Origin of the sequence: Pelagibius litoralis (assembly GCF_011683915.1) — a bacterium.
Classification (GTDB): domain Bacteria; phylum Pseudomonadota; class Alphaproteobacteria; order Kiloniellales; family Kiloniellaceae; genus Pelagibius; species Pelagibius litoralis.
In genome coordinates, this window is record NZ_JAAQPH010000024.1 from 55314 (window position 1) to 68249 (window position 12936).

Sequence of the window (12936 nt, forward strand, 5' to 3'; positions counted from 1 at the left end):
CTCTTGGGCGTTCTGCGCGCCCAATCTGAAGTTCACGGCTTCCCGTCTACATCAAGTTGCCGGGTGACGGCAAGCCGTTGGAGAAGTCACTGGGCGGACACTTTGCCGGTAAGGCCGGCCTCCTGATAATACCGAATCGCGCCGGGGTGCAGTTCGGCCCCCAGGGTGGCCAGCATGTCGGCGTTGACCCCGTTCCACCAGGGGTTGGCGGCGCCCATCTGGGTCTTGCCTTCCCAGAAGGTCTTGGTCAGCCGATAGGCGGTGTCCTCGTCCATCGCCGCCGTGGTGTAGGCGGCGACCGGCAGCGACGTGGTGGTGACGTCGTAATCGATGCCGGGATAGGTGCCGGCGGGGATCACCAGTTTGGTGCGCTTGGTGGCGGCAAGCTGTTCTTCCGACATCGACAGCAGGCGGATCTCGGTACCGGCGGCGGCCTCCATCACGTTGGGCGCGGGGTAGGAGCCGGCGGTGGCGAAGCCGTCGACCTGGCCGTTCTTCAGGGCCGGCACGGCGGAGCCCAGCTCCACGTTCACCAGCTTCACCTGGTCCGTCAGGCCGAAGAGTTCGAAGTTCTTGGCCGCCTCGCGGGCGCCGAAGCTGCCCTTGCCGATGATGAAGTCCTTGCCCGCCAGCCCGGCGAAGTCATCGACCCCGGCATCGGCGCGCACCACGTAGTGCATGGTGAGGGAGGGGATGGGAAACAGGCTGCGGATCTTTTCAAAGGCCGCGTCCTTGGGTTCGAACATCTTCTTGCCGGCCAGGGCCAGCTTCACCAGGCTGGGCGGCGTGGTGAAGACATAGTTGCCGCTGCGGTTGGCGGCCTCCTTCACGTTCTGGACCGAGCCCTGGCTTTCCTCCACCGTCACGATGATCTCGCCGCCGCTGCCGGCCTTCATGGCTTCGGCGATCTGCACCGCCATCTGGTAGTAGGACGAGGTGGATTTCGCGGATTTGTAGGTGACGCGGGTTTCCGCCGCGGCGCTCTGGCCGAAGGCGGAAAGAACGGTTGCGGCCGCCAGCGCGGCGGCCAGGGTTTTGCGGTTCATCCGGGCTGCTCCCCATGTGTGTTTTCGCCCGCCGTCGCGGCGGTCATTTCTTGGCCAAGAGCCTGCCGCAAAGGACCGGATCGGGCAAGACCCGGCAAGTCGGGCGCGGCCCCACATCTCAGATCCCCGGCATTCAGATAATGGCGTGGCGGACCTTGGCGGAGACCCATTCGCTGACCGCCACCGTGGCCAGGATGACCAGCAGGATCAGCGACACCTGGGTCCAGGCGAGGCTGTTGATCGAGGAACTGAGCTGCAGGCCGATACCGCCGGCGCCGACCAGGCCGAGCACCGTGGATTCGCGGATGTTGATGTCCCAGCGGAAGACCGCGATGCCGGCGAAGGCGGGCAGGATCTGCGGCACGATGCCGTAGGCGAGACGCTGCGGCCCGGTCGCGCCGGTCGCGGTGACGGCCTCGACCTGGGTGGCATCGATCTCCTCGATGGCTTCGTAGAGCAGCTTGGCGCAGAAGCCGATGGAGCGCAGGCCGATGGCGATGACGCCGGCGAAGACGCCGGGCCCGATGATGGCCACCAGCATCAGCGCCCAGATCAACGAGTTGATCGAACGCGAGGAAACGATGATGAAGAGCGCGACCGAGCGCACGACCGGGTGCGGGCTGGTGTTGCTGGCAGCGCAGAAGGCGATGGGAAAGGCCAGCACCAGGGCGATGAGGGTGCCCAGGGTCGCGATGTTGATGGTGTCCCAGATCGGCAGCCAGAGCTGTTCCATGTAGGACCACTTGGGCGGTACCATCCGCTCGGCCATGTCGGCGGCCTGGGTGCCGGCATCGGCGACGAAGAACCAGATCGTCTTATCGGAAATGATCTGCCAGGAATAGACGACGATGGCGACGCCGACCAGCCAGGCAAACCATCGGCCCCACTGCTGCGGCGTGGTGCGGCGCCTCCAGACCAGGCGATCGTTTTGTTCGATTACCGGCATGTCACTGCACCCAGCGCCTGAGATAGCCGGAGAGATATTCCAGCACCATGACGATACCGATGATCACCAGCAGGATCGCCGCCGCCGAATCGAATTCGTAGCGGTCGAAGGCGGTCAGCAGGGTTGCGCCGATGCCGCCGCCGCCGACGATCCCGACCACGGCGGATTCGCGAAAGTTGATGTCCAGCCGGTACATCGACAGGCCGATCATGCGGGGCATCACCTGAGGCTGGATGGCGTAGTTGATCCATTGGAACCAGGAGGCGCCGGTCGCCTTCACGGCTTCGGCCTGAGACGGGTCCATGTTCTCGATGTCCTCGGCCAGCAGTTTGGCGAAGAAGCCGACCGTGGCGATGGAGAGCGCCAGGAAGCCGGCGAAGGGCCCGAAGCCGAAAAGCTTCACGGCGAAGATCGCCAGGATCACTTCGGGGAAGGTGCGCGAAACCGCGACGATGCCGCGGCAGAACAGATAGACCGGCATGGGCGCCAGGTTCTTCGCCGCGCCCAGGCCGACGGGAACGGAAAGGGCGATGCCGGCGACAGTGGCGATGACCGTCATCCAGATCGATTCCAGAATGCCGTCGACGATGGAATCCCAGCGCGTCACGAAGTCGGGCGGGAAGAAGGCGCTGAGGAAGGCGGCGCCGCGCGGCAGCCCGTCCATCACCCGGGTCCAGTTGACCTCCATGGTCCCCAGGGCCAGCGCCAGATAGATCGCCGCGCCCAGCCACAGGCCGCGCCGCAGCCAGGCCGAGGCGATCAGCGGCGGTTTCTTCCAGCTGCGTGGATAGGCCGGGCTGAGTTCGCTCACCTGTCAGCCCCGAGTACGGCTTCTGCGGTGGTCGTCTCTTCTTCCTCTTCTTCCTCGACCTTGTCGATGGTCGCTTCCCAGTCCTCTTCGCCGTAGATCGTGGTCAGCACATCGCTGGTCAGTCCGTTGGGTGGGCCGTCGTAGACGATCTCGCCCAGCTGCAGGCCGACGATGCGCTGGCCGAACATCTGCGCCAGCATCACGTCGTGAATGTTGATGATGGCGGCGAGGCCCCGTTCGGTGCAAAGCTCGCAGACCAGCCGCATGATCTGGCGCGACGTCTTGGGGTCCAGGCTGGCGGTCGGCTCGTCGACCAGCAGCAGCTCGGGGTTCTGAATGAGGGCACGGGCGATCCCCACCCGCTGGCGCTGGCCGCCGGAAAGTTCGTCGGCGCGCTTGTCGGCCATGTGCATGAGGCCGACCCGGTCGAGCAGCCTGAAGGCCTCGGCCACGTCGTCGGGCGGAAATTTGCGGAACCAGCTGCGCCAGAAGCCGACGTATCCCAGCCGTCCCGACAGCACGTTCTCCATCACCGTCAGGCGTTCGACCAGGGCGTATTCCTGGAAGATCATGCCCATGCGCCGGCGCAGACGGCGCAGCTCCCCCGCGCCGACGGCGGCCACATTGACGTCGTTCAGATAGACGGCACCGGCGGTCGGCTCCACCAGGCGGTTGATGCAGCGGATCAGGGTCGACTTGCCGGCGCCCGAGGGACCGATCAGGGCCAGCACCTGGCCTTTGGGAATCTCAAGATTGACCCCCTTCAAGGCTTGGTCGCCGGTTTTGTAGCGCTTTACAAGGTTTTCGAGACGCAGCATCTCATTCCCCGACTTGATCTCATTCCCGACTTGCCGCAAAGAAGGGGAAGCGGGCTCTTACGAGCCCGCTTCCCGGATCACCATCGCATTACTTGCAGTCGTAGGAGACGCCGTTGGCGGTGTCGATCTTGCGGATCACATTCCAATCGGACTTGTGATGGATCGAGATGAAGCGTGCTTCCTTCTTGAACTCGGCCTGCAGGTCCGAGCCTTCCCAGGGGAAGGAGAAGAAGGCTTCCTTGATCTTGGCGACCACCACCGGATGCAGGTTGTGGGCGTGGCCGTAGCCGGTGGTCGGGAAGGTCTGCGACTTGTAGACCGTGCGGTAGGCATCGGCCTTCACGGCGTCGCGGTCGATCATGCGCTTGAGGACCGAGTTGGCCACGGCGGCGGCTTCGTAGTCCTTGTTGACGACACCCAGGATCGAGTTGTCGTGCTTGCCTGAATAGGTGGTCTTGAAGTCCTTGTCCGCTTCCATGCCGAACTCGCCCTTGAGGATCGCCGAGGGCGCCTTGAAGCCGGAGTTGGAGGTCGGGGAGGTGAAGGCCAGGGTCTTGCCCTTCAGATCGCCCGGCGACTGAATGGCGCTGTCGGCCGGAACGATGATCTCCATCTCATAACCGAAAGAGCCGTCGGCCGAAGCCATCATCGCAAAAGGCACGAAGCCGGCACAGGAGACCGCGACCGGATTGCCGCCGGTGTTCACACCGGCGATGTGCAGGCGCCCTGAGCGCATCGCTTCGTACTGCGCGGCATAGGACTGAACCGGGAAGAAAACGACCTCTTTGCCGGTCACTTCCGCCATGTGCTGGATGAAGCCGTCCCACACCTTGGCATAAACAGCCGGGTCTTCGACCGGGGTGTAGGAGAAGATGATGGTATCGGGGTCGACCCAGTCGGCCGGATCGGCCGGCAGGTCCGCCGTCAGGTTGAAGTCGCGGTCGCAGTAGCGCTCGTCGAGCGTGCCGCGATGGCAGTCCTCGGCCGCCTGGACCTGAGGCGCAAACGCCATGAAGCCCAGAACCAAGCCCGAAACAACGGCCAGTGATGCAGATAATCTCATGCTTTCTTCCTCCCTCTGCGCAACTTGTCGAAGCGTTGCCGCCATCGGGCGGGCTCCGTGCTTTGTTGCAAATTTGTGGCGCTAAGCTCTCAGATCGGCGCGGGCTCGCCAAGCAGAAACTGACCTGGGATAGGCTTCTGCCGGGGGGTCTGCTCTGGAGCCGCCTGCACAGCGGATCGGGCCCGTGGTCTGCGTCCTTAAGCGTTAGTTGAAGGGGGTTCTGCAACGTTGGGTCGGTTTCTCAATGCCGCCGGGCACCGTCAGTCATTTGCGCAGCCAGTCGCGATGGCCAGGTTGTCGATCAGGCGGACCTGGCCCAGCCAGGCGGCGGCGAAGAGCCGGGCCGGCTGCTCGGCGCGTTCGAGCGGCTGCAGGCTGTCGGCGCCGCGCAGTTCCAGGTAGTCGATCGGGTCGAAGCCGGCCTCGGTGAGCGCCGCCCGGGCCCAGGCGAGCGCCGGCTGTGCCGGGGTCCGGCCGTCCTTCAGGCGCGCCGCCAGTTCGCTCAGAACCCGGTACATCGCCGTCGCCTGATCGCGCTGCGCCGGGGTCAGCAGAAGGTTGCGTGACGACAGCGCCAGGCCGTCCGCCTCGCGCACCGTCGCCACCGCCTCGATACGCACCGGGATGTCCAGGTCGCGGGCCATGCGCCTGATGACCAGGAGCTGCTGATAGTCCTTCTCGCCGAAATAGGCCGCGTCGGGCAGGGACTGCAGCAGCAGCTTCGCGACCACCGTCGCCACGCCCTCCATATGGCCGGGCCGGGCCGCGCCGCAGAGACAATCGGACAGCAGCGGCACCGATACGCGGGTCTGGTAGCCCTCGGGATAGACCTCTTCGGCGGCCGGTGCGAAGAGCACATCGACCCCCATCTCGGCGAGCTTGGCGGCATCGCCGGCCTCGTCGCGCGGATAGCCCGAAAGGTCGTCGCGCCGGTTGAACTGCATCGGATTGACGAAAATCGTGGTGATCACCCGGTCGCAATCGCTCCGGGCCCGGCGCACCAGCGCCAGGTGCCCGTCGTGCAGGGCGCCCATGGTCGGGACGATGGCGACGCTCTCCCCGGCGCGTCGCCAGGCGGCGACCTGGCTGCGCAGCGCGGCGATCCGGCGCAGTTTGGCCAGTTCCTTCGCGTCTGGGGTGGTCCCTCGGGCGGCCCCTGGGGCGGTTCCAGCGGCGGTCATGATCTCATCCCCTCTTTTGCGGCACCTGCGAAGTGGGGAATTCTGCGGTAATTCTGCTTTCGATCAACAATTCTTTTTGCAATGCAACATTAAACCGCCGGCGCCGCGGCGGTCAGCCCGACCGTCCATGCCCGTCGTCGAGAAGCGGCAGCCAGTCTTCCATTCTCTGCTTGAGCGAATAGGGTTTGCGGCGGAACACGAACCCGCCGACGGTCCGGACGGCGAGATACATCGGGCAGCGCATCGCCACCTTCGACACCGTCATGCCGGCGAGGAACATCGCGTCGGCAAAATGCCGATTGCGCCCTAGGGATGGATGTCCCGTGTCCCGGAAATCGGTCCAGGCCATGTAGAGGTAGTCGTGAACGACACTGGCTTCGAGATGCCGGCCGATGGGGCCGGCGAAAGCCCATAGCGCCTGCGGCACGGAAGCCAGATCGGTAAAGAGGCCGCGCGGCGCCTTTATGGTCAGGCGCCGGGACCCGCCATCCTTCAGGTGCACCGTCATGGCGACGCGGAAATCGGCGGCGAGTTGCCAGAGCGATTCCGGGGTCTTGCGAACGTGCACCTTTGCATGGCGCAGGAACTTCAGCTCGTCCAGGTATTCGAAGTCGGCGATCCGGCGGATATCGTCTTGCGGAAACGGGTCCGGTCCCGGGTCCCATCCCGGCTCTCCTGTCGTCATGTCGTGTCTCCTTGCGCTAGGGGCGAAGATCCACAGCAGGCGTCGCTGCAAGCCTTACCCGAACCGCCCCTGCGGGTCGAGCAGCGATCCCTGCCGGGCCTGTGTGAAATACGGGCGTTGTTCTTGTCCGTGTCGGGAGGTATCGCGCCACTGCGCCGGCCGCGTCGTTTTCCACTGCGCTTCCCCGCGGTCAGCGGCTAGCATGGCGGAAACGAAAAGGGGGAAAGGGATGGCCGGCAACACCGGGAACGAGGCCGATCTGACGGCGCGTCTGCAGGCCTGCTACACGGGCGTGGTGCATGACGTGATGCGCGATCTCGGCCTCCGCGATTTCACTTTGCCCCACGACATCCGCCCGCTGATTCCGGAAAAGCGGCTGGCCGGACCCGTGTTCACGCTGTCCGGCCATATCGACCACAATGCCGACCCGCATGAGACCTTGCTGCAGTGGACCGGTTTTCTCGGCAAGGCCCGGCCCGGCACGGTGGTGGTCTGCCAGCCCAACGACGCGACCATCGCCCATATGGGCGAGCTTTCGGCGGAAACCCTGCAGCGGCGCGGTATCCTCGGCTATCTCGTAGACGGCGGTTGCCGCGACGTCGATTTCATTCTGGAGATCGGCTTTCCCGTATTCTGCCGCTACACCACGCCGCGCGATGTGGTGGGCGTCTGGCTGCCCGACGGCATGGATGTGCCGATCCGCATCGGCGAGACGGATATCCACCCCGGCGATTACATCCTGGCCGACCGCGACGGCGCCTGCGTGCTGCCCCGGGCGCAGGCGGCGGTCATCGTGACGGCGGCGGAGGCGGCGGTGCAGACCGAAAACAAAGTGCGCCGCGCCATCCTCGACGGCATGGACCCGCAGCAGGCCTATCTGAAATACGGCAAGTTCTGAAGGGCGGCAAAGAACCGCGGCTTGGTTTTCACTTCTGCCGTAATTTGCTTATCGTCACCCTGGGGCTTGTCCCGAGTATCCATGCCTCGGCCCGTTCCGAAGTCCGAAGATAAGGTCCGTGCGGTGGTGCCATGGACCCTCGGGACAAGCCCGAGGGTGACGGCTGTGTGTGGCGGGTGGCGCGGCGCTACTGTTTCAGGCGCACGCCGGGGCCGCCGCCGTTGGCGGGGATGAACATGACCCCGGCGGCTTCCAGTGCGGCCTTGATGGCGGTGATGTTGGCGGGGATGGGGCTGCGGCGCTCCAACTCAAAACCGTTGATGGTGCTGATGCTGACGCGGGAGGCTTTCGCAAGATCGGGTATGCTCCAGCGCAACAGGGCGCGGGCGGCGCGGGATTGGTCCGGGGTAATCATGCCGGGATACTCAACGGCTGACCGCTAGGCGTCAAGGTTGCGAAAATCATTGATTTTTCCCGCGAGGCTTTCTATTTTTACTTGAATGTTTAAAGTTCATATAAACTGAAAACATTCAATCGAGAAAAGCGGCGCGAAAAGGTGTTAGCCGCACCCTTCCGCGCCTGACCGCAACCCGACTTAAGAGGAGTCAGGTCATGGCTAAAGCCAGTCTTATCACGGATTCGTCTTCCCCCGGCAACGGCGCCGGGGCGGTTCCGGTGCTGCCGGAACCCTTCCAGATCGCCGGTAAACCCATAATCACCGGCCCACAGTGCCGCGCGGCGCGCGCCATGCTGCGGTGGAGCCGCGAAGATCTCGGCGAGCGCGCCAGCATCCACTACATCACTCTCTGCAATTTCGAACTCGGCCATAACGCCCTGAAGCCGGGCACCGCCCAGCTTCTGCGCCTGACCTTCGAGGCGGCAGGCGTTCTTCTGATCGACGATGACGGCAGCGGCGGCCCCGGCGTCTGCCTTGCCAAACCGGTTACATAACGGCGCTCGGTTACCCCTCACCCTCCCGCTTCGCGGGCCCCTCCTTCTCCCACGGAGGGGAGAGGGTATTACAGCGGCCCTTTTTGGTTCCCCCTCTCCCCTCCGTGGGAGAGGGCCGGGGTGAGGGGGCTCCCGCGCAGCGGGAGAATGAGGGGAGTTTATCGCGTCTATCCTCGCAACCCCGGTGCCAATCTTGCCGCTTGCCGTTGGCGGCGAATGCCCCGATATGAAGGCCTGTTGATCACTTCAGGAAGAATGGATGACGGCACTACAAGGCCAGCCGGTTGCGGCGCGGCGTCCCCTGTCGCGGCCTATGTCCCGGGCATTGCTCTGGGCGGTCTGCCGTTACCGGAAGCTCGATGCGGTTCCCCTGGGGCGGATTCTGGAGGACCAGGGCCAGGGCTCCTTCGGCTGGTCGATCCTGCTGTTCTCGGTGGTCAACATGCTGCCGCTGCCGATCGGCTCCAACGTGGTGACCGCCATTCCCCTGTTGTTGCTGACCGGGCAGATGGCGCTGGGGTTTCCCCATGTGCGGCTGCCCGGCTTCATCTCCCGGCGGCGGATTCCGCGGCGCGGCTTTCAGCGCATCGTCATGCGGCTGCGGCCCCTGCTGCGGCCCATCGAAAAGGTGATCCGCCCGCGCCATCCCCGGTTGTTCCGGCCCCAGGCCGAGCGCGTGATCGGTGCGTTGATGTTCGTCGTTTCGGCGGCACTCTTCCTGCCGATCCCTTTCAGCGGACTGCTCTCCGCCTTTGCGCTGCTTGTTTGCGCCATGGGGCTGATCGAACGCGACGGCACGGTCACGGTCATCGGTCTTTGCCTCGGCGCTTTTGCGCTCCTCGTCACCGCCACGGCGGCAACCTTGCTGGTCCTCGGCGCCAACAGTTTGATCTGACACGCTCGGCACAAAAAAAACACTCCCCCCTCACCCTCCCGCCAACGCGGGCCCCTCCCTCTCCCACGAGGAGAGAGGGTTTTTGTAGCGACCCTTTTTGTTTCTCCCTCTCCCCCTGTGGGAGAGGGCCGGGGTGAGGGGGCTTTGTTTTTGCCAGGAAGACTCGGTCAGGTGACGTCTTCGATATCGAGGTACTTCACGCCCTCGGGCGTTTCGACCTCGACGCCGTCGCCGGCGGCCTTGCCCATGAGGGCGCGGGCCACGGGCGCGCCGATGGAGATCTCGCCGCGGGCCATGTCGGCTTCGTCGTAACCGACGATGCGCACCTTGTGGCTGCGGTCGTCTTCGTCGATGTAGGTGACGGTCGAACCGAAGCGCACCTTGCCGGTCGCGCTCTGCTGCTCCGGGCGCACCACGGTGGCGTTTTCCAGGCGGCGGCCGAGCCAGGAAGACCGGCGGTCGATCTGGCGCAGGCGCTGCTTGTTGTAGATGTAGTCGCCGTTCTCGCTGCGGTCGCCGTTGCCGGCGGCCCAGGAGACAATGCCGCAGACGACATGGCGTTCCGCCTGAAGCTCGGTCAGCTCCTGCTGAAAGCGCTCAAGACCCTCGGGGGTGATCAGGTTGCGGATATCTTCAGCCATGCCGGCCCGGCCAACGCGTCTTGTTAGAATCTTAGAATCCAGTCTGGACGAAGCCGGAATTCTACTCCGCGGCGGCTGATGCTGCCAGCGGGATGCGCCCCACCAGCACCTCTTCGCCGGGCTGCGGATGGCGCGGCACGTTGAGGGCCAGCAGCAGGGAGCCGGCGGCCAGCGCCGCCCCGCTCAGGAAGACCGCCGCCGGGGAGACCAGCCAGAGGAAGCCGAAGGCTGCCGGCAGGAAGACCGCGGCAATGTGGTTGATGGTGAAGCTGACCCCGGCGGTGGAGGCGATGTCCGCAGGGTCGGCGATCTTCTGGAAGTAGGTCTTGATCGCAATCGCCAGGGCGAAGAACAGGTGGTCGACGACATAGAGGCCCGCCGCCACAGTGGCGTCCTCGACAAAGGCATAGGCAACGAAGACGCCGATCAGGCCGATATACTCGAAGATCAGTGCCCGGCGCTCGCCGATACGTCCGATCAGGCGGCCGATCTTGGGCGCCAGCCAGACGTTGATGGCGGCGTTCAGCAGGAACAGCAGGGCGATGGCGCCGACGTCGTAGCCGAACTTCTCGACCATCAGGAAGCCGGCGAAGACGACGAAGATCTGCCGCCGCGCGCCGGAGAGAAAGGTGAGGGCGTAGTAGAGCCAGTAGCGTTTGCGCAGCACCAGGTGCTTATGCTGCTCGACCTCCTGCGGGAAGGTGGGGAAACCCAGCCAGGCGACCAGGGCGACCAGCGCCGTCACGCCGCCGCCGATGGCATAGATCCAGAAGTAATCCAGCGCCAGGATGTCGCTGGTCAGCCAGATCAGGCCGAAGACCACGATGGAGGCGAAGGAACCGACGGCAATGATCCGGCCCAGGGTCTCCGGCGCCTTTTCCTTGTCGATCCACTGCAGCGAGAGGGAGATCTGCAGGGTCTCGTAGTAGTGATAGCCGAGCGACATGACGACGGTGGTGATGTAGAGCCCGATCACCGTGGGAAAAGCGCCTGTTACCGCAGTGCCGAGGCCGAGCAGCAGCAGAGAGAGATAGGCCAGGCGCTGCTCGCGGAACGCCAGCAGCAGGAAGACCACGCCGAAGGCAAGGAAACCGGGGACTTCGCGCAGCGACTGCAGGATGCCGATCTCGGCGCCGGTGAAGGCGGCGCGTTCGATGGCGAAGTTGTTCAGCAGCGCCTGCCAGGTGGCAAAACTCAGCGGCACCGATGCGGCCATCAGCAGCAGCAGGACTTCCGGGCGCTGCCAGGATTGAAGGCGGGCTTTCAGGGGCGTCGTCATGCTCCTTATCTAGGCTATGCAGAGTTGCCTGTCTTGCTGTATAATGACAGATTATGGCTACAAACAGACAAATCCGGCCGGCGGCGTCCTGGCGTGTCAGGCCCGTCGATCCGCCGCCGGGCCACTCTGGCGGGCATCCGGGCGATCTCACCGACGCGGCGCGGCCCATCGCCCCGATGGCGCGGGACTACATCGGGCCCAGCCGGCGCGACTGGCACCACCACAGGCGTGGACAATTACTCTATGCGGTGAGCGGCGTGATGACCGTCTCCACCGCCGCCGGGACCTGGGTGGTGGCGCCGGAGCAGGCGGTCTGGGTGCCGCCGGGGGTGGAACATCAGGTGTCCCACGCCCAGACCATCGCCATGCGCACGCTCTACATCGACCCGGCCGTTGCCGAAAGCCTGCCGGGCGACTGCTGCGTGGTGGCGGTGCCGGCGCTGCTGCGCGCCCTCATCCTGCGCGCCATCGAGGTCGGCCTGGACTACGAGGCCGAAGGGCCGGGCGCGCGGATCATGGCGGTCATTCTGGACGAGCTGCGCGCCCTGACGCCGGAGCCCCTGCACCTGCCCCAGCCCCGTGATTCGCGCCTGCTGAAAGTAACCCGGGCGCTGATCGACGATCCCGCCGACGGCCGGCCTCTGGCCGACTGGGCAAGGGGCGCCGGGGCCAGCGAGCGCACCCTGGCACGGCTTTTCGTGAAGGAAACCGGCCTCACCTTCGGCGAGTGGCGCGAACGTCTGCGTCTGGTTACGGCGGTTGCCCGCCTGGCCGAGGGCGAAGCGGTCACCGCCGTCGCGCTCGACCTGGGCTATCAGAGCCCCAGCGCCTTCATCGCCATGTTCCGCCGCAGCCTGGGCGACACCCCGGGCCGCTACCTGCGCCAGCGCGGTGCGGGTGAATAGGCAGAGCAACCAAAAGCCCCCTCACCCTCCCGCTAACGCGGCCCCCTCCCTCTCCCACAAGGGGAGGGGGAAATACAGCTGCCCTTTTTGGTTCCCCCTCTCCCCTGCGTGGGAGAGGGTCGGGATGAGGGGGCTGGTTGTGCGGTAGGCCCAGTCAGGGGACCAGCCAGGATGTCTGCAGTTGTCCGGCCTGGTTCCAGGCGAAGGTGGCGCGGCGGTGGCCGTAGGGTGTGAGATAAAGCCAGTCCATCTGACTGACGGTGCAGACCACCACGGCGAAATTCAGTTTGCCGATCTGGCTTTCGGCCTTCCCCGGCGGATGATTTTCCAGACGCTCGGGCAGGCCCGATGTCGGCCAGGCCCAGGGCAGGCCGGGCGGACCGGAAACCATGTAATAGCGGCGCTGGCTCAAAGACACCTCGGCCCAGGCCTCTTCGGCCAGCGCGTCGCCGTGATGAATTCTGGCCTCTGCCTGAACCCGGATCTGGGTGTCGTCGGAATGGGCCAGGAACAACAGGCTGACCCTGGGGTCGGCCTGGATTTCGCCGACCTTGCGGCTGCGCAGGTCGGTATAGAAGGTAAGCTGTCGGCGCTCCCGGTCGACATGGCGCAGAACCACCGTGCGCACCATGGCGCCGTGGGCCGGATCGTTGGTCGCCAGTGCCGGTGTATAGAGATCGTGTTTCGGATCCGACGCGCCGTCCAGGAGCAGCGCCCAGCATTCGCTCAGAACGGCGCTCAGCCGTGGTTCTTCGTCCGCATTCCAGATATCGATCTTGTCTATGGCCACAGCCGGCCCTTTGCTGCACAGGGATGT

Annotated in this window: 15 protein-coding genes; 4 read left to right on the forward strand and 11 right to left on the reverse strand. The window is 65.2% G+C overall.

Annotated elements, in window-relative coordinates; translation table 11 throughout:
* Positions 1-86: 86 nt before the first annotated feature.
* The 7 genes from HBA54_RS23810 to HBA54_RS23840 all read right to left on the reverse strand — a co-directional run bounded on the left by HBA54_RS23810 (position 87) and on the right by HBA54_RS23840 (position 6550).
* Positions 87-1046 (reverse strand): TAXI family TRAP transporter solute-binding subunit, encoded by a 960-nt coding sequence (locus HBA54_RS23810; protein ID WP_167229437.1) that lies wholly within the window; start codon positions 1044-1046, stop codon positions 87-89.
* 133 nt (positions 1047-1179) lie between these two features.
* A complete protein-coding gene (phnE, locus tag HBA54_RS23815) occupies positions 1180-1992 on the reverse strand; it encodes a phosphonate ABC transporter, permease protein PhnE (protein ID WP_167229440.1) in 813 nt (270 codons plus the stop codon).
* A gap of 1 nt (position 1993) precedes the next feature.
* The gene (gene phnE / locus HBA54_RS23820; RefSeq protein WP_167229443.1) at positions 1994-2803 is read right to left on the reverse strand and encodes a phosphonate ABC transporter, permease protein PhnE; all 810 of its coding nucleotides are present in this window, start codon (positions 2801-2803) and stop codon (positions 1994-1996) included.
* Positions 2800-3621 (reverse strand): phosphonate ABC transporter ATP-binding protein, encoded by an 822-nt coding sequence (gene phnC / locus HBA54_RS23825; protein ID WP_167229446.1) that lies wholly within the window; start codon positions 3619-3621, stop codon positions 2800-2802. Before phnC ends, phnE (HBA54_RS23820) begins: the two co-directional genes overlap by 4 nt.
* 88 nt (positions 3622-3709) lie before the next feature.
* A complete protein-coding gene (gene phnD, locus HBA54_RS23830) occupies positions 3710-4684 on the reverse strand; it encodes a phosphate/phosphite/phosphonate ABC transporter substrate-binding protein (protein WP_167229449.1) in 975 nt (324 codons plus the stop codon).
* 260 nt (positions 4685-4944) lie between these two features.
* Entirely contained in the window at positions 4945-5865 is a 921-nt protein-coding gene (gene panC, locus HBA54_RS23835; protein ID WP_167229453.1) for a pantoate--beta-alanine ligase, read from the reverse strand.
* A gap of 112 nt (positions 5866-5977) precedes the next feature.
* Complete coding sequence (locus HBA54_RS23840) at positions 5978-6550, reverse strand: DUF1353 domain-containing protein (protein WP_167229456.1); 573 nt, start codon at positions 6548-6550, stop codon at positions 5978-5980.
* A 229-nt stretch (positions 6551-6779) separates the two neighbouring features.
* On the opposite strand from HBA54_RS23840, the gene HBA54_RS23845 reads away from it, so the two are divergent.
* Positions 6780-7448, forward strand: coding sequence for an RraA family protein (locus HBA54_RS23845; protein WP_167229459.1), 669 nt, complete (start codon positions 6780-6782; stop codon positions 7446-7448).
* A gap of 187 nt (positions 7449-7635) precedes the next feature.
* Here the strand turns inward: HBA54_RS23845 and HBA54_RS23850 are convergent, their stop codons facing one another.
* On the reverse strand, positions 7636-7863 hold the full coding sequence (locus HBA54_RS23850) for a helix-turn-helix domain-containing protein (RefSeq protein WP_167229462.1): 228 nt from the start codon (positions 7861-7863) through the stop codon (positions 7636-7638).
* A 197-nt stretch (positions 7864-8060) separates the two neighbouring features.
* On the opposite strand from HBA54_RS23850, the gene HBA54_RS23855 reads away from it, so the two are divergent.
* Complete coding sequence (locus tag HBA54_RS23855) at positions 8061-8399, forward strand: helix-turn-helix transcriptional regulator (RefSeq protein WP_167229465.1); 339 nt, start codon at positions 8061-8063, stop codon at positions 8397-8399.
* A gap of 259 nt (positions 8400-8658) precedes the next feature.
* Positions 8659-9294: an exopolysaccharide biosynthesis protein gene (locus HBA54_RS23860; protein ID WP_167229468.1), complete on the forward strand. Its 636-nt coding sequence runs from the start codon at positions 8659-8661 to the stop codon at positions 9292-9294.
* A 167-nt stretch (positions 9295-9461) separates the two neighbouring features.
* Here HBA54_RS23860 and HBA54_RS23865 read toward each other — a convergent pair whose 3' ends face one another.
* Positions 9462-9935 (reverse strand): GreA/GreB family elongation factor, encoded by a 474-nt coding sequence (locus tag HBA54_RS23865; RefSeq protein WP_167229471.1) that lies wholly within the window; start codon positions 9933-9935, stop codon positions 9462-9464.
* A gap of 61 nt (positions 9936-9996) precedes the next feature.
* Complete coding sequence (locus tag HBA54_RS23870) at positions 9997-11214, reverse strand: MFS transporter (RefSeq protein ID WP_167229473.1); 1218 nt, start codon at positions 11212-11214, stop codon at positions 9997-9999.
* A gap of 53 nt (positions 11215-11267) precedes the next feature.
* Here HBA54_RS23870 and HBA54_RS23875 point away from each other — a divergent pair, with 53 nt between their 5' ends.
* On the forward strand, positions 11268-12119 hold the full coding sequence (locus HBA54_RS23875) for an AraC family transcriptional regulator (protein ID WP_167229475.1): 852 nt from the start codon (positions 11268-11270) through the stop codon (positions 12117-12119).
* Positions 12120-12273: 154 nt separating this feature from the next.
* On the opposite strand, the gene HBA54_RS23880 is transcribed toward HBA54_RS23875, so the two are convergent.
* On the reverse strand, positions 12274-12909 hold the full coding sequence (locus HBA54_RS23880) for a pyridoxamine 5'-phosphate oxidase family protein (protein ID WP_167229477.1): 636 nt from the start codon (positions 12907-12909) through the stop codon (positions 12274-12276).
* Between the last annotated feature and the right edge of the window lie 27 nt (positions 12910-12936).